At 73.3% G+C, this 15,558-nt stretch carries 13 protein-coding genes; 6 read left to right on the forward strand and 7 right to left on the reverse strand.

All coding sequences use genetic code 11. The features are described 5' to 3' along the window. The first annotated feature begins 221 nt into the window (after positions 1-221). The 3 genes from ACFC0G_RS12630 to sucD all read left to right on the forward strand — a co-directional run bounded on the left by ACFC0G_RS12630 (position 222) and on the right by sucD (position 3,990). Complete coding sequence (locus tag ACFC0G_RS12630; RefSeq protein WP_376401509.1) at positions 222-1,415, forward strand: VWA domain-containing protein; 1,194 nt, start codon at positions 222-224, stop codon at positions 1,413-1,415. Between the two features lie 492 nt (positions 1,416-1,907). After that, on the forward strand, positions 1,908-3,086 hold the full coding sequence (gene sucC / locus ACFC0G_RS12635; RefSeq protein WP_376401512.1) for an ADP-forming succinate--CoA ligase subunit beta: 1,179 nt from the start codon (positions 1,908-1,910) through the stop codon (positions 3,084-3,086). A gap of 19 nt (positions 3,087-3,105) precedes the next feature. Beyond that, positions 3,106-3,990, forward strand: coding sequence for a succinate--CoA ligase subunit alpha (gene sucD / locus ACFC0G_RS12640; protein WP_376401514.1), 885 nt, complete (start codon positions 3,106-3,108; stop codon positions 3,988-3,990). Between the two features lie 134 nt (positions 3,991-4,124). Here the strand turns inward: sucD and ACFC0G_RS12645 are convergent, their stop codons facing one another. Then, complete coding sequence (locus ACFC0G_RS12645; RefSeq protein WP_376401517.1) at positions 4,125-5,570, reverse strand: sigma factor-like helix-turn-helix DNA-binding protein; 1,446 nt, start codon at positions 5,568-5,570, stop codon at positions 4,125-4,127. 119 nt (positions 5,571-5,689) lie between these two features. On the opposite strand from ACFC0G_RS12645, the gene ACFC0G_RS12650 reads away from it, so the two are divergent. Then, the gene (locus ACFC0G_RS12650; protein WP_376401520.1) at positions 5,690-7,246 is read left to right on the forward strand and encodes a DUF6350 family protein; all 1,557 of its coding nucleotides are present in this window, start codon (positions 5,690-5,692) and stop codon (positions 7,244-7,246) included. Positions 7,247-7,253: 7 nt separating this feature from the next. Here ACFC0G_RS12650 and ACFC0G_RS12655 read toward each other — a convergent pair whose 3' ends face one another. Continuing rightward, positions 7,254-8,054, reverse strand: coding sequence for a hypothetical protein (locus ACFC0G_RS12655; protein WP_376401523.1), 801 nt, complete (start codon positions 8,052-8,054; stop codon positions 7,254-7,256). Between the two features lie 279 nt (positions 8,055-8,333). Between ACFC0G_RS12655 and purN the strand changes: the two genes are divergently transcribed. Together purN and purH are read left to right on the forward strand one after the other, a co-directional pair. Continuing rightward, positions 8,334-8,948 carry a phosphoribosylglycinamide formyltransferase gene (gene purN / locus ACFC0G_RS12660; RefSeq protein ID WP_376401526.1) on the forward strand — a complete coding sequence of 205 codons (615 nt, stop codon included), beginning with the start codon at positions 8,334-8,336 and terminating at the stop codon, positions 8,946-8,948. Then, positions 8,945-10,507, forward strand: coding sequence for a bifunctional phosphoribosylaminoimidazolecarboxamide formyltransferase/IMP cyclohydrolase (gene purH / locus ACFC0G_RS12665; protein WP_376401529.1), 1,563 nt, complete (start codon positions 8,945-8,947; stop codon positions 10,505-10,507). Before purN ends, purH begins: the two co-directional genes overlap by 4 nt. A gap of 98 nt (positions 10,508-10,605) precedes the next feature. On the opposite strand, the gene ACFC0G_RS12670 is transcribed toward purH, so the two are convergent. From ACFC0G_RS12670 to ACFC0G_RS12690, 5 genes are all read right to left on the reverse strand, one after another. Then, positions 10,606-11,067 (reverse strand): hypothetical protein, encoded by a 462-nt coding sequence (locus ACFC0G_RS12670; RefSeq protein WP_376401532.1) that lies wholly within the window; start codon positions 11,065-11,067, stop codon positions 10,606-10,608. A 203-nt stretch (positions 11,068-11,270) separates the two neighbouring features. Beyond that, positions 11,271-12,164 (reverse strand): hypothetical protein, encoded by an 894-nt coding sequence (locus tag ACFC0G_RS12675; protein WP_376401535.1) that lies wholly within the window; start codon positions 12,162-12,164, stop codon positions 11,271-11,273. A 140-nt stretch (positions 12,165-12,304) separates the two neighbouring features. Beyond that, positions 12,305-13,237 (reverse strand): peptidoglycan DD-metalloendopeptidase family protein, encoded by a 933-nt coding sequence (locus tag ACFC0G_RS12680; protein ID WP_376401538.1) that lies wholly within the window; start codon positions 13,235-13,237, stop codon positions 12,305-12,307. A 71-nt stretch (positions 13,238-13,308) separates the two neighbouring features. Further along, positions 13,309-14,772: a protein kinase gene (locus tag ACFC0G_RS12685; protein ID WP_376401541.1), complete on the reverse strand. Its 1,464-nt coding sequence runs from the start codon at positions 14,770-14,772 to the stop codon at positions 13,309-13,311. Next, a complete protein-coding gene (locus tag ACFC0G_RS12690; protein ID WP_376401544.1) occupies positions 14,769-15,536 on the reverse strand; it encodes an FHA domain-containing protein in 768 nt (255 codons plus the stop codon). The genes ACFC0G_RS12685 and ACFC0G_RS12690 overlap by 4 nt, the downstream gene beginning before the upstream one ends. Positions 15,537-15,558: the final 22 nt, after the last annotated feature.

Consider the following 15,558-nt stretch of genomic DNA (forward strand, 5'->3'; position numbering starts at 1 on the left):
TCTCGCGGGCGGTGCGGCGCCCCCGGGTGGGGGGCCGGGGGGGGGGGGCCCCCCCCGCCGGGGGGGGGGGGGGGGGGGGGCCCCCCCCCCCCGCGCGCCGGGCCCCCCCCCACGCCCGGCGGCGTACCCGGCTTCGCCGCCGCACTCGACCGGGAACGGGCGGACGGCGTCCTGCCCCTCCTCCACCTCATCCTCGGAATCCCCGGAACGGAGACCGCCGCATGAGCACGAGCACGAGCACGAGCACGAGCACCGGACTCACGGCGGCGGACCCGGACGACGAGCGGCTCCGCCGCTGGCGGCTGGTCCTGGGCGGCGGGGACGCCGACGGCACCGGCCGCGCGCTCACCGGCACCGACGCCGCCATGGACGGCGCCCTCACCGCGCTCTACGGCCGCGAGAGCAGGCCCGACACCAGGGGAAGGGACCGCTCGGGCGGGCTCGGCGCCTCCGCGCCCTCCGTCGCCCGCTGGCTCGGCGACATCCGGACGTACTTCCCCACCTCCGTCGTCCAGGTCATGCAGCGCGACGCGATCGACCGCCTCGGCCTCGCCACGCTCCTCCTGGAGCCGGAGATGCTGGAGGCCGTCGAGGCCGACGTCCACCTCGTCGGCACCCTGCTCTCCCTCGACAAGGCGATGCCGGAGACCACCAGGGAGACCGCCCGGGCCGTCGTACGGAAGGTCGTCGACGACCTGGAGAAGCGCCTCGCGACCCGCACCCGCGCCACGCTCACCGGCGCCCTCGACCGCTCGGCCCGGATCAGCCGCCCCCGGCACCGGGACATCGACTGGGACCGCACGATCCGCGCCAACCTCAAGAACTACCTGCCCGAGCACCGCACCGTCGTCCCGGAGCGGCTCGTCGGCCACGGGCGCTCCTCCCGGGCGGTACGGAAGGAGGTCGTCCTCTGCATCGACCAGTCCGGCTCCATGGCGGCCTCCGTCGTCTACGCGGCGGTCTTCGGCGCGGTGCTCGCCTCCATGCGGTCGATCGCCACCCGCCTCGTCGTCTTCGACACGGCCGTCGTCGACCTGACCGACCGGCTCGACGACCCGGTCGACGTCCTCTTCGGCACCCGGCTCGGAGGCGGCACCGACATCAACCGCGCCCTCGCCCACTGCCAGACGAAGATCGGCCGCCCCGCCGACACCGTGGTCGTCCTCATCAGCGATCTGTACGAGGGGGGCATCCGCGACGAGATGCTGAAGCGGGTCGCGGCGATGAAGGCCTCCGGCGTCCAGTTCGTCGCGCTGCTCGCCCTCTCCGACGAGGGCGCCCCCGCCTACGACCGCGACCACGCGGCGGCGCTCGCCGCGCTCGGCGTCCCCGCCTTCGCCTGCACCCCCGACCTGTTCCCCGAGATCATGGCCGCCGCCCTGGAGACGCGCCCGCTGCCGATACCGACCGCCTGACCGGGTGGTGCGGGCCTGCCCGCCGAGTGCGCGGCCGGCCTGCCCGCCAGGTGCGGCGCCGACTCGTCCGCCAGGTGCGGCGCCGACTCGTCCGCCAGGTACGGAATCCGCAGCCCCAGGACCACCCGCACGGGTGCTCCGGGGGTGACTGAGGCTCATATCACACCACCCTCCGGGAGGCCCTCACTTCGCTTCCTGGCGCGTCGTGAGGGACCGGGAGCCCAGTCCCCGCCTGCTGCGAAGGGCAGGCACCTCCACTCCGCAACCCCTACGGACCGCCCCGTGCCCCCTACATTCTGTGACCCGTATCACCGCTCCGTTGTGACCTGCGATTTAGGGACCTACGTCCCTCGGGGATAACCTGCGAGACGGACATGCCGCGTCTTCACGGTCACCGTGTACGCCTCCCTTGTGACAGCGCAGTCACGTTGCCCTTCGCGGCACGCCCACGCAGACAACGAACCGCGATCATCAGAAAAGGGACGGACGCGCGTGGACCTGTTCGAGTACCAGGCGAGGGACCTCTTCGCCAAGCACGGTGTACCGGTGCTGGCCGGTGAAGTCATCGACACGCCTGAGGCGGCGCGCGAGGCCACCGAGCGTCTTGGCGGCAAGTCGGTCGTCAAGGCGCAGGTAAAGGTCGGTGGCCGAGGCAAGGCCGGCGGCGTCAAGCTGGCGGCCACGGCCGACGAGGCCGTCGCCCGTGCGACCGACATCCTCGGCATGGACATCAAGGGCCACACGGTCCACAAGGTGATGATCGCCGAGCTGTCCCCGGAGATCGAGGCGGAGTACTACGTCTCGTACCTCCTCGACCGCACCAACCGCACCTTCCTCGCCATGGCGTCGGTGCAGGGCGGCATGGACATCGAGGAGGTCGCGGAGAAGACCCCCGAGGCCCTCGCGAAGGTCCCGGTCAACGCCGTCGAGGGCGTGAGCATCGAGAAGGCCCGCGAGATCGTGGCCCTGGCGAAGTTCCCGGCCGACGTGGCCGAGGGTGTCGCCGAGGCCATGGTGACCCTGTGGGACACCTTCGTCGCCGAGGACGCGCTCCTCGTCGAGGTCAACCCGCTCGTGAAGACCAAGGACGGCCGCATCCTGGCCCTGGACGGCAAGGTGTCTCTCGACGAGAACGCCGAGTTCCGCCAGCCCGACCACGAGGCGCTCGAGGACAAGGCCGCAGCCAACCCGCTCGAGGCTGCCGCCAAGGCCAAGAACCTCAACTACGTCAAGCTGGACGGCGAGGTCGGCATCATCGGCAACGGCGCCGGCCTGGTCATGTCGACCCTGGACGTCGTCGCGTACGCCGGTGAGAACCACGGCGGCGTGAAGCCGGCCAACTTCCTCGACATCGGTGGCGGCGCCTCCGCCGAGGTCATGGCGAACGGCCTGGAGATCATCCTGGGCGACCCGGACGTCAAGTCCGTGTTCGTCAACGTCTTCGGTGGCATCACCGCCTGTGACGAGGTCGCCAACGGCATCGTCCAGGCTCTGGAGCTCCTCGCCTCGAAGGGCGAAGAGGTCACCAAGCCGCTCGTCGTGCGCCTCGACGGCAACAACGCGGAGCTGGGTCGCAAGATCCTGTCGGACGCGAACCACCCGCTCGTGCAGCGTGTGGACACCATGGACGGCGCGGCCGACAAGGCCGCCGAGCTCGCGGCTGCGAAGTAAGGGACGAGGTCAGAACACCATGGCTATCTTCCTGACCAAGGACAGCAAGGTCATCGTCCAGGGCATGACCGGTGCCACGGGCATGAAGCACACCAAGCTCATGCTGGCTGACGGCACCAACATCGTCGGTGGCGTGAACCCGCGCAAGGCCGGGACGACCGTCGACTTCGACGGCACCGAGGTCCCGGTCTTCGGCTCCGTCGCCGAGGCGATGAAGGAGACGGGCGCCGACGTGTCCGTCCTCTTCGTCCCGCCGGCCTTCGCCAAGGCCGCCGTGGTCGAGGCGATCGACGCCGAGATCCCGCTGGCCGTCGTGATCACCGAGGGCATCGCCGTCCACGACTCCGCCGCCTTCTGGGCGTACGCGCAGTCGAAGGGCAACAAGACCCGGATCATCGGCCCGAACTGCCCCGGTCTCATCACCCCGGGCCAGTCCAACGCCGGCATCATCCCGGGCGACATCACGAAGCCGGGCCGCATCGGCCTGGTCTCGAAGTCCGGCACGCTGACGTACCAGATGATGTACGAGCTCCGTGACATCGGCTTCACGTCCGCCGTCGGCATCGGTGGCGACCCGGTCATCGGCACCACGCACATCGACGCCCTCGCGGCGTTCGAGGCGGACCCCGACACCGAGCTGATCGTCATGATCGGTGAGATCGGCGGCGACGCCGAGGAGCGTGCGGCCGACTTCATCAAGGCCAACGTCACCAAGCCGGTCGTCGGCTACGTCGCGGGCTTCACCGCGCCCGAGGGCAAGACCATGGGCCACGCCGGCGCCATCGTCTCCGGCTCCTCCGGCACGGCCCAGGCGAAGAAGGAGGCCCTTGAGGCCGCGGGCGTCAAGGTCGGCAAGACGCCGACCGAGACGGCCAAGCTGGCGCGCGCGATCCTCGCGGGCTGACACCGGCAGCAGGAGCACCAGCAGTACGCGAGTGGGCCCCGCCCCTCCCGGGAAACCGGGCGGGGGCGGGGCCCACTCGCGTACACGGCCTCATCGGCCGACGTGGCCTTCTCGGCCTTCGCGGCTTACGCGGCCTACTCGGCCGACGGGGTCAGCCGCTCCGGTCCCGGGTTCGGCTGGGACCGGAGACTGTCGCGGAGCTCGACGTCCTCGGGGCCGAGCTTCTGCGGGCCGCCGCGCACCGGCACCCCGTTGACGGTCTCGCCGGGGACCTCGACGGGCAGGTAGCTCGTCGGTGCGGTCACCGCCGTGAAGGCCGTCACGCAGATCAGGGCCGCCGTCACCCCGAGGACCGTCCGGGTCCACGTGCGGGTCCGCCGCTCGCTGCCCGTCCGGACCGTGCGGGCCGCCGGGAGGGTCGCCGTCGGCGCCTCGGAGACCAGCGCGTGCAGCCGTCGGTGCAGGACCTCCGGCTCGGCGAGCTCGGGGATCCGCTGCCCGATGACCGTGCGGGCGTGCAGCAGCCGGTTGGCGGCGGCGGGGGTGCTCGCCTCCGTCTCGGCGGCCGTGTCCGGCAGGTCCAGGCCGAGCCCGTCGTAGAGGAGGACGGTACGGCGGTACGGCGGCGGCAGTTCCAGCAGCGCGGCGAGCAGCGCCCGCCGGTTGGCCTCGGTCGGCGGGGAGTCGGGGTGCTTGTGGGCGCGCCGCAGCCGGTGCCAGGGGGAGAGGGCGTACTCGTACGCCGCCGCCCGCACCCAGCCCACCGGGTCCGCGTCGACGGCGACCTCGGGCCAGTGCTCCCAGGCGTGGTGGAAGGCGTACTCGACGGACTCGCGGGAGAGCCTGCGGCGCCCCGTGAGCAGATAGGTCTGGTGGACGAGGCCGGGCGCGGCGTACGCGTACAGCGCGTCGAAGGCCTCCGCGGGGGTGAGGCCGGGCGCGGCGGGCGGCCGCAGGGGCTCCGGCGCCGGAGTGCCTGACTCCGCACCGGCCGGTTTCAGGCGCTCCTGCGGCTTCGGGGCACCTTTGCGGGCCGGTCCGGGCGGAACGGCCCGTACGGGTGACGGGGCCTTCGGCGGCTTGGCCGCCCGCTTGGCGGCGGCCTTGGGCCGGACGTTGGCGGGCTCGCCGGCCATGGACGTGGCGGGCGGGGGCGCGGGTGTGGACGCGGCTGTGGGTGTGGGGGCGGGCTCTGCCTTTGCGGACACCTCCGCATCAGAGGCATCAGAGGCATCAGAGGCACCAGAGGCACCAGAGGCACCAGGGGCACCAGGGGCACTAGAGGCACCAGAGGCATCAGAGGCATCAGAGGCATCAGAGGCACCAAAGGCGCCGGAAGCGAGAGCGGCGCGGGTCTCCTCGGCCGCCTCGCCCGCGCCGAGCAGTTTCGCGTACGCCTCGCGCTTGCGGCCCCGTGGCGCCGAGCGCCCGGTCTCCCAGGCCTTGACGGTGGCCTTCGTGACGCCCATGGCCTCGGCGACCTGCTCCTCGCTCAGGGCGAGGGCCTCACGCAACCTGCGCCGCTCCTTCGGTGTCGGCAGGGTGACGGAGGATGCGGAATCCGTGGTGCTCCGGCTCATCGGCGTCGACCTCCCGCAGAGCTGCTATGGGCGGAAAAGTACATAAACGTATCTTGAGCGACACAGCGGAGGTTTGCCTGTTACGCGGCTTAAGCGCGTGTCGTTGGCAGCATGGCCCCGTGACCCATTTGACCGAGCACTCCCTGGTCCAGGGCGGCCGTTCCGCCGCCCTGGCCACCGCCTGCGTCCGCGGCGGGGTCGCCGCCGGGCTCGGTCTCGGCGCCCTCGCCGTCCTGGTGACCGCGGCCTGGATCAGCTCCCCGTACCCCGACAGCGGCCCCGGCGGCGCCCTGCACGTCGCCGCCGGGATCTGGCTCCTCGCGCACGGCGTGGACCTGGTCCGTACGGGCACGCTGTCCGGCCTGCCCGCGCCCCTCGGCATCGTGCCGATGCTCCTCGCCGCCCTTCCCGTCTGGCTCGTCCACCGGGCCGCCCGCGACACCCTCGACCCGGGGGACGGCAACGACCGGCCGCGCCCCTCACCGGGCGGGACGGTGGCCGCGGTGGCCGGGGGATACCTGCTGGTCGCGGCGGTCGTGGTGGTCTACAGCGAGAGCGGCCCGCTGCCCGCCGAACTGATCACCGCCGGGCTCTGGCTGCCCGCCGTCGTCCTCGGCGCGGCGGGGGCGGGCGTCTGGACGGCGCTCGGCCGCCCGCTGCCCGGTAAGCGGCAGGCGGCGGCCGCCCTGCGCGCGACGGGGCTCGGGCTCGTGACGCTGTGCGGCGGCGGCGCGGTGCTCGCCGCGGTCTCGCTGGCCTGGCACGCGGGCGAGGCGCAGGCGGCCTTCACGGGCCTCGCGGGGGAGTGGTCGGGGCGGGCGGCGGTCCTGCTCCTCGTCCTGGCGCTGCTGCCGAACGCGGCCGTGTGGGGAGCGGCGTACGGGCTCGGTCCCGGCTTCACCCTCGGTACGGGCGCGCTGGCGACCCCGCTGGGCCTCGCCGGCGACCCGGCCGTGCCGTCGTTCCCGCTCCTGGCCGCGCTGCCCGCCGAGGGGCGCGGTACGTGGACGCACTGGGCGGCAGCCGCGGTCCCGCTGGCGGCGACCCTGGTGCAGGGGTGGCGCGTGGGACGCACGGCGCGGGGCTGGCCGGCCCGGGACGCGGTCCTGACGGCGCTTGCGGCCGCCTGGGGGTGCGGGGCGGCCGTGGCGGTCCTCGCGGCCGCGGCGGGCGGCCCGCTGGGCTCCGGGCGGCTGTCCGCCTTCGGCCCGGTGTGGTGGCAGGCGGGCGCGGCGACGGTGCTGTGGGGCGCCTGCGTCGGGGTTCCGGTGGCCTTGGCGGTACGGGCCTGGGGCCGGCGGGCGCTCCGCCCCAAGCCCCTGCCGCTGCCCGTCCCGGCTTCCGTGCCGGCTTCCGTACCGGCTCAGGCACCGGAGACCACGACAGCGGGCGCGACGGCGGGATTCGGGGAGCCGTTCGACCTGGAGGCGCAGCCCGAAGCGATGCCCGACGCGCTGCCGGACGTGACACCGGACCCCGCTCCGGGCGGCCGGGCGGCGAAGGCCGCCGGGACCGATCCCGGCACCCCGGCCGCCACCCCGGCCGCCACGACGGCCCCGGCCCCGGCCTCCGCCCCGGCCCTCGACCTGGACGACGACCCGGGCTACGAGCCGTACGACTACCTCCCGGCGGCGTGGGAGCCGTCCCCGCCGCCGCCGGACCCCACCAAGCCCTGAGAGGGGACTACTCCCGCACTCCGAAGCCCGCGCGCAGCGGCTTCGGCAGGAGGTCGTTGCAGGCGAGCTGGCCCGCGTGGGTCAGGGCGTCGTCGCGGCACTCGTAGAAGTCCCGGTAGACGAGCTGCATGGTGAAGCCGACCGCGACGATCATCAGGGCCACGCTCGCCGCCACCAGACCGCTGATCGCGGCCGTCCGCATCGAGCGGACGGGCGCGGCGGCGGGGACCGGCGCGGAGCCGGGCGCGACGGGCGGGACGGCGGACGCGTCCGCCGCAGGCGAGGCCGGCGAGGTCGGCGACGTCACGCCGTCGACGGCGGACACCGCCGCCTTCGGCTTCGTCCGGAGGGAGCTGATGGCCCAGTAGAGCCCGAGGGCGCCGAGCAGCAGCGCCAGCTCCGGGATCTCGAAGATCGCGAAGAAGAAGGCCCACATGCCCGCGAGGATCGCGTAACGCGCCCGGCGCTGCGCGGGGTCCGTCGGATCCCACCGCAGCCCCTTCTCGCGCCCGGGTCCGCCCTGCCCGGGCCCGCCCTCCGGGCCTCCCCGGCGCTCGGGACCCCCGCCGAACCCGTCCGACGAACGGCCCGGCTGGCGCGGGCTCCAGCGGCCGTCGGACGCCCCGGACGACCCGGAAGGCCCGGTCGGACCGCCCGGCTCCGATCCCGAACCGTCCGGCGACCCCGAGGAGCCGGACGCGTCGTCGCCCGAGCCCTCCGGTCGCCGGGGCTGCCACGGCTGATCCGGCCGGCCCTCGGGCGGCGGCGCGAACGGGTTGTTGTCGTTCGTGGACTGGCGCTCCGGCATGTGCTGGACGTCTTCCCTCTGTCGTCGCGACCGCGGCCGCACCCGCGGTCTCCGCTGCTGTCTCTTCTGCGTGCCGTGTTCGGCGTCTTGTTCGGCTTCGTCTTCGGTGCCGTGTCGGTGTCGGACCCTGACGCTACCGCCCTGCTCCGCCCCCGTCCCGTGGGGGCCGTCCGGTGTGCCGGTATCGTTGCTGACGGTCGAGCCATTCGTAGGGTTCCCCGTATCGAGCGACACGATTCGTTCGTACGACCGCACAAACACCACGGAAAGAGTGACCCAGTGGCTGCCGCCCGCCTCGTCGTCCTGGTCTCCGGTTCCGGTACCAATCTGCAGGCCCTCCTCGACGCCATCGCCGCCGACCCCGAGGGGTACGGGGCCGAGGTCGTCGCCGTCGGCGCGGACCGTGACGGCATCGTCGGCCTGGAACGCGCCGAGCGCGCCGGGCTGCCCACCTACGTCTGCCGCGTCAAGGACCACGCCACCCGCGAGGAGTGGGACCGCGCCCTGACCGAGGCGACCGCCGCCCACGAGCCGGACCTCGTCGTCTCGGCCGGGTTCATGAAGATCGTCGGCAAGGAGTTCCTCGCCCGCTTCGGCGGCCGGGTCGTCAACACCCACCCGGCGCTGCTGCCCAGTTTTCCCGGTGCCCATGGGGTGCGTGACGCCCTCGCCTACGGGGCGAAGGTCACCGGGTGCACCGTCCACTTCGTCGACGACGGTGTCGACACCGGCCCGATCATCGCCCAGGGCGTCGTCGAGGTCCGGGACGAGGACGATGAAACCGCGCTCCATGAGCGCATCAAGGAAGTCGAGCGCTCGCTGCTCGTCGAGGTCGTGGGGCGTCTGGCCCGGCACGGCTACCGCATTGAGGGACGAAAGGTAACAATCCCGTGACCGCCGAAGGTACGACGCGCCCCATCCGCCGCGCACTCGTCAGCGTCTACGACAAGACCGGCCTTGAGGAGCTGGCCCGTGGCCTGCACGAGGCGGGTGTCTCCCTCGTCTCCACCGGCTCCACCGCCGCGAAGATCGCCGCCGCCGGCATCCCGGTCACCAAGGTCGAGGAGCTCACCGGCTTCCCCGAGTGCCTGGACGGCCGCGTCAAGACGCTGCACCCGCGCGTGCACGCCGGCATCCTCGCCGACCTGCGCCTGGAGGACCACCGCAACCAGCTCGCCGAGCTGGGCGTCGAGCCCTTCGACCTGGTCGTCGTGAACCTGTACCCGTTCCGCGAGACCGTCGCCTCCGGCGCCACCCCCGACGAGTGCGTCGAGCAGATCGACATCGGCGGCCCGTCGATGGTCCGCGCCGCCGCCAAGAACCACCCGTCGGTCCTGGTCGTCACCGACCCGGGCGCGTACGACGCGGTCCTCCTCGCGGTCAAGGAGGGCGGGTCCACGCTGGGCCTGCGCAAGCGGTTCGCCGCCCAGGCCTTCCAGCACACCGCCGCGTACGACGTGGCCGTGGCGTCCTGGTTCGCCGCGGACTACGCCGCCGCCGACGAGTCGGGCTTCCCCGACTTCCTCGGCCACACGTACGAGCGCTCCAACGTGCTGCGCTACGGCGAGAACCCGCACCAGGGCGCCGCGCTCTACGTCGACGGCACGGGCGGCCTCGCCGAGGCCGAGCAGCTGCACGGCAAGGAGATGTCGTACAACAACTTCACGGACACCGACGCCGCGCGCCGGGCCGCGTACGACCACTCCGAGCCCTGCGTCGCGATCATCAAGCACGCCAACCCGTGCGGCATCGCGATCGGCGCCGACGTCGCCGAGGCGCACCGCAAGGCGCACGCCTGTGACCCGCTCTCCGCGTTCGGTGGCGTCATCGCCGTCAACCGTCCGGTGTCGGTCGAGATGGCCGAGCAGGTCGCCGAGATCTTCACCGAGGTCATCGTGGCCCCCGGCTACGAGGACGGGGCCGTCGAGGTCCTGGCCAAGAAGAAGAACATCCGCGTGCTCCGCGCCGACGGCGCCCCGGCCAACCCGGTCGAGGTCAAGCCGATCGACGGCGGTGCGCTGCTCCAGGTCACCGACCGTCTCCAGGCCGAGGGCGACGACCCGGCGAACTGGACCCTGGCGACCGGCGAGGCCCTGTCCGCCGAGGAGCTGGCCGAGCTCGCCTTCGCCTGGAAGGCCTGCCGCGCGGTCAAGTCCAACGCGATCCTGCTCTCCAAGGGCGGCGCCTCGGTCGGCGTCGGCATGGGCCAGGTCAACCGCGTCGACTCCGCGAAGCTGGCCGTCGAGCGGGCGGGCGAGGAGCGGGCGGCCGGCGCGTACGCCGCCTCGGACGCCTTCTTCCCCTTCCCCGACGGCCTGGAGATCCTCACGGCCGCCGGCGTGAAGGCGGTCGTGCAGCCCGGCGGCTCGGTCCGTGACGAGCAGGTCGTCGAGGCGGCGAAGAAGGCGGGCGTGACGATGTACTTCACCGGTACGCGTCACTTCTTCCACTGATCCTTCTTCACCGGATCGCTGCGGATCGCTGCTGATCGATGACGGGCGGGCGGCCCGCCGGTACCTGACTGACAGGTACCGGCGGGCCGCCCCACGTTCTACTTGAACCACTTGTTGCAGCCGCCGGACACCCACTTGTGCGAGCTGATGCTGTTGTGGGCCGGCGAGCCGTCGCTCATCCTGTCGTCCCACAGGGTGTCGGCGTACTTCTCGCCCACGGAGAGGCAGCCGTAGCCGTGCGCGGTGTCGTAGGCCGTGTAGTTGGAGAAGCGGACGATGCTGTAGCCGTCCGAGACGCCCTTGTTCATCACGGACTCGGCGTTGTTGGTGTCGCTGCCCTGGAAGGACCCGCTGGAGTCGCCCCAGTCGTAGTCGTCGTCGACGTCCCCGCCGAGCAGCCCTGAACAGTTGGTCAGGTTCCAGGCGTACACGTACCCGGACTTCGCGTTGTCGTTGTAGAAGTCGTCGCACGCCGCGGATGCCTGCGCCGGTGTTCCGACGAGCACGGATCCGGCAGCCAGGCCCAGCACCGCCGCGGCGCTTCCGATGATTCGCTTCATGGTTCCTCCTTCGTCCGCCCGCGGCCTAGGGGGTGTCTTGTCGATCAGGCCGGGCTCGCGGCGTCTGGCACCGCGCCTCGCCGCGTTGTCGTCACTCGCCGACGCTCCGCGTCGACTCCCTCCTCCGCCTTGCGATCCACGGCACCAGACGCCGCTCCCTGATCCGGCCTGATCGACAAGACACCCCCTAGCGCCGCGGGAGCTCATGTGAGGGAGCGGGCGCGGACCAGCGCCTCGTGCTCCCGTCGTGCGTACGCGTCGAGCTCGTCGCCGTACGTGTCGCGCAGCCCGTCCACGTACCGGCGCTCCAGGGCCGTCCCGGTGCGGGCGAAGCCGGAGGAAGCGGCACACTCCGCCTCGGCCGTCGCGAGCCGCACCTCGGCCGCGAAGTCCCTGTCCTCGGGCCCGCTCGTGGGGAGCGCGCTCCGAGCGGCCGACGGGGTCGCGTACGGGTGGCCCGCCTCGCGCATGCAGGCCGCCCAGGCCGCCTGCGCGCCGGTGAACTCCGGGTCGCGGCTCAGCTCCGGCACGTACAGCGGGGTCAGGTTCGTCGCGATCCTGCTGACCCGGAACCAGGTCCCGGGATCGCCGTACAGCCGCTTCTGGGCGGTCTCCTGGCAGCCGCCGAGCCGGCGGCTGATCGTGCCTCCGCCGGGTGTCCTCACCGAGAGCGTCCGGGACCCGGGGCCGCCCTCCAGGGCCTTGCGGTAGGCGGTGCGGCGCTCGGGCGACAGCCGGTCGACGTACAGCAGGTTCGGGTTCGTCCTCCGGGCTCCGAGGACCTTCGCGCTGATCCGGCTGCCGTACCCGTTCCTCCGCGCCCAGGCCGCGTCCGTCAGCAGATAGCCGACGGTGAAGCTCTCGTCCGAGGTCGGGCGCGGTCCCGCCCAGTACGAGAAGCCCTTGTCCCGCATGCACCGCTCGATCAGGACCTGTTCCGAGTGGCGGAGCAGCGCGCGGTCGGTGTCCGTGACCTCAGGGACGGAGCCGGGGACGGGGCCGGGGACGGAGCCGGTGGCGGGCCGGTCCGTGCAGCCCGTCGCGGTGGCCACGAGGACGAGGACGGCGGCGCAGGCACGAACGAACGTGGACGTCATGGTGCGGAGCCCCCCGGGGTGACCGGGCCGCACCGGGTGGGCGGCCCGGTCACACCTTCGCGGTGCGGCCCGGCTCGGGGTACCTCGTACCTCCTAGGGAAGCCCCAGGAGGTACGCCCTGGAGAAGCCCCGGGGAATCCCTAGGGGCACTCGCCGCCCCAGGTCACGGCCTTGATCGTCCGGCCGCCGGCGGCGAAGTCGCCCCGGCCGTCCGCCCAGCCGTGGTGGAGGCAGGACGTGCCGCCCTCCGTGAAGGAGACGTACACGTGGTCGCCGCCGGCCTCCGGGTGACCGTTGTTGAAGAAGGACCCGCGCAGGCCGCAGGTGCTCGCCGACACGTTCCTGTCGGTCTTGCAGACCGTGCCCCTGCCGCCCGTCTCGGAGTAGAAGCAGACGGAGCCGTTGGGGCAGTTCCACGGCTGGTACGGGGTGCCCTGGGGCTGTGCGCAGTTGCCGCTCGTGACGCCCGGCCACGCGCCCCCGGACCCGCTGTACTCGACCCCGCCGAAGTGGACGGGCCTGCGGTGGGTCTCGTCCGTGAACGTGCCGGAGGCCAGGTAGCGCTGCTCGTAGTGGAGGTGGGCCCAGCCGTTGGCCGCGCCGGACTTGCCGACGCGGCCGATCTGGGTGGCGCCGGTGACCTGGCTGCCGAGCTTCACGTACGCGTCCGGCGCCTCCTGGAGGTGGTAGTACGCCGTGAACCAGCCGTTGCCGTGGCTGATCTGGAGCGTGTTGCCGGAGCCGTTGTTCCAGTAGACGGCCGAGACCGTGCCCGGGGCGGAGGCGTAGACGGGCAGGCCGTCGGAGCCGGGGTTGCCGTCCTTGACGATGTCGAGCGCCGGGTCGTGGTCCCAGGTGTTGAGCTGCCACTTCGTGCCGCAGGCGAACGGCAGCTGGAAGACCGGCTTCCCGGCGGGCGGGGCGGCGGCGGCCCCGGCCGGGGCGGTGGCCCCGGCGGAGGCGAAGGCCGCGCCGGCGCCGGCGGTGCCGGCCGTGGCGGTGCCGAGTCCGAGGGCCAGGCCCAGAGCCGTCAGGAAGGCCAGGAGTGCGGTGCGCAGTCGTGTGGAGGACACGTTCGTGCTCCCTTCTCGCGATCAGGTGGCTCCACCGTCCGGCAGTCCGAAGCTCCGCCCGTACTCGGACATCAGAGGGCCGCGGTCTCCGCGCATCTCGCGGACCAGGTGTGCGAGGCGACCGGCCGGGCCAGGGCGAGGTCGCGGCGCGCGCCCTGCGGAATGCAGCCCAGGCCGTCCTTGAGGTCCTCCGCCGCGAACACGGAGACGTGGACGAGGCCTTTCGGGTCGGCGGCGCCGTTGTTGAACACCGAGCGCGGGGCCCCCTCCCGCGCCCACTCGCAGACCGTGTCGCCGTCGAACCACTCCCTGTCGTCGTTCTCCCAGTCGCACATCTCGCCCCCGCCGCCCTTCTCGGAGAAGAAGCAGACGTAACCGGGTGCGCACCGCTCGTACCCCGCCGCGGTGTTCCGCCCGTCCTGCCGGTCGAGGAAGGCATTCACCCCGAGGCCCACCGCCGTCAGCCCGGCGAGGGAAGCGGCGAGGAGCGGTACGAGCCGCCGTCCGCGGCGCCGGCGGCTCGGCATCCGTCCGGTCGCCGCCTCCCGGGCGCGCCGGAGCACGGACCGTGCGTCGTGGGCGGCACGGTCCTCGTGGGTGCGGCTCAGGCAGTCGGTGACGATGTCCCGCCACACGGGCGGGAGGTCGGGGGAGAGGCGGAGCTCCTCCTCGCCGCGGGCGTAGCGGAGGGCGGCGTCCCGGCGGGCGGTCGGCGTGCCGCCGGGGAGGGGGGAGGTGCCGGTCAGGACGGTGTGGGCCAGGACGCCGAAGGCCCAGACGTCGGCGCTGGGGCGGATCCGCGTGCCCCGGTCGCCGACCTCCGACCAGAGCAGCTCGGGCGGCGTGTAGTCGGGTGTGGCGAAGCCGGTGGCGTAGGCGTGGGTGCCCTCCAGTTCGCTCGCCGTGCTGAAGTCGCCGAGCCGGACGCTGCCGTCCTTCATCAGCAGGACGTTGCCCGGCTTGAGGTCGCCGTGCACCCAGCCCGCCGCGTGCAGCTGGTGCAGGCCCTCGCAGACCTGGACGAGCAGCTCGGGGCCGGACGGCGGCGGCGCGGCGGTGTCCGAGAGCAGCGACTGGAGCGGGCGCTCCGCCTCCTCCAGTACGAGGACGGTGGCGCCGTCCAGCTCCGGGTGCGCCGGGTCGTCGACCGTCAGGGTCTCGTACAGCCGGATCAGACGCGGCGAGCGCAGCCGCCGCAGCAGCTCCACCTCGCGGTCGGCGAGGTCGCGCAGGTGGCGCAGCTGGCGGGGGGTGTGGGTGCCGGTCGGGAGGAACTTGAGCGCGGCCCGGGCGGGGAGGCCGTCGTGGTCGGGGAGACCGTCCCGGGCGGGGAGACCGGCGTGGTCGGGGAGGCCGTCCGGGGCGGGGAGGCCGTCCCGGTCCGGGGGACCGGCCCGGTCCGGGAGGCCGGCGTGGGCGCCGGTGCGGCGGGCCGCCGCGTACACGCTGCCGAACGCGCCGGCGCCCAAGGGGCGTTCGATCGTCCAGTCGCCGACCTCGTATCCGGTCGGCACGGTCAGCGGGAAGCTGTTCACCGCCGCGCCTCCGGCAGGGTGGGCGGGGCGGTCAAGGTGATGAGGTCGTCCTCGCGGACCAGGTCGAAGCGGAGCGCGAGCGAGACCAGCGACTCCTTCTTGCCGTTGAGGCGCGGGCCCGCGTCGGCCGTGTCGGGGCCGGGCTTGAGCCGTAACTTCACCGCCAGGTAGTCGATGTTCCACTGCACCGAGGCCCGGTTCACCGCGGGCCACAGCGGCCGCAGCCGCTCCACGATCCGGTCGACCGTCGGCAGCGGCGCGTGCGGGGCGCCGCGCAGGCGTGACTCGGAGAGCGCGGCGAGGACGAGGAAGTACCGCTTCGAGCGGTCGAGGGGGAAGGCGAGCGCGGTCGGCTCGCCGCCTTCGGCGGAGGCGGAGGGCGCGCGCTCCACGTAGTCGTGGCGGGGCGCCCAGACGCTGAAGTCGAGCAGGTCGCCGCCGGCGGGCAGCACGACCCGGGAGAACTCGAACGGTACGGGGGCGTCGACCCGCCCCGGCGCGATCTTGATGTGCTCCCCGGCGCCCTCCGGGTTCTCGACGACGTACGTCGAGGCCGCGCTGAAGTTGCTGAGCGTCCAGTAGCTCGCCGTCGCGCCGATCTCGCCGGCGGTGCGGGACACCCCGGGGTGGGGGATGTCCAGATGGCGCGGCGCACCGGCCGTCCGCGGGGCGGTGCGGCCGAAGTGGAGCCTCTCGCCGGGCGCCAGCCTGACCTGGTTCCCGGGGCCGGCGGCCGGGGCCGGCACCACGATGATGCTGTACATGACGCTTCCTTTCCCCGAGGTC

The organism is Streptomyces sp. NPDC056169 (genome assembly GCF_042268445.1).
In the GTDB taxonomy this organism is placed as follows: Bacteria; Actinomycetota; Actinomycetes; order Streptomycetales; family Streptomycetaceae; genus Streptomyces.

Coding starts and splice junctions, on each gene's coding strand:
- ACFC0G_RS12630 (WP_376401509.1), top strand. CDS start 222: ATGAGCACGAGCACGAGCACGAGCACGAGCACCGGACTCACGGCGGCG.
- sucD (WP_376401514.1), top strand. CDS start 3,106: ATGGCTATCTTCCTGACCAAGGACAGCAAGGTCATCGTCCAGGGCATG.
- ACFC0G_RS12645 (WP_376401517.1), bottom strand. CDS start 5,570: ATGAGCCGGAGCACCACGGATTCCGCATCCTCCGTCACCCTGCCGACA.
- ACFC0G_RS12655 (WP_376401523.1), bottom strand. CDS start 8,054: ATGCCGGAGCGCCAGTCCACGAACGACAACAACCCGTTCGCGCCGCCG.
- ACFC0G_RS12670 (WP_376401532.1), bottom strand. CDS start 11,067: ATGAAGCGAATCATCGGAAGCGCCGCGGCGGTGCTGGGCCTGGCTGCC.
- ACFC0G_RS12675 (WP_376401535.1), bottom strand. CDS start 12,164: ATGACGTCCACGTTCGTTCGTGCCTGCGCCGCCGTCCTCGTCCTCGTG.
- ACFC0G_RS12690 (WP_376401544.1), bottom strand. CDS start 15,536: ATGTACAGCATCATCGTGGTGCCGGCCCCGGCCGCCGGCCCCGGGAAC.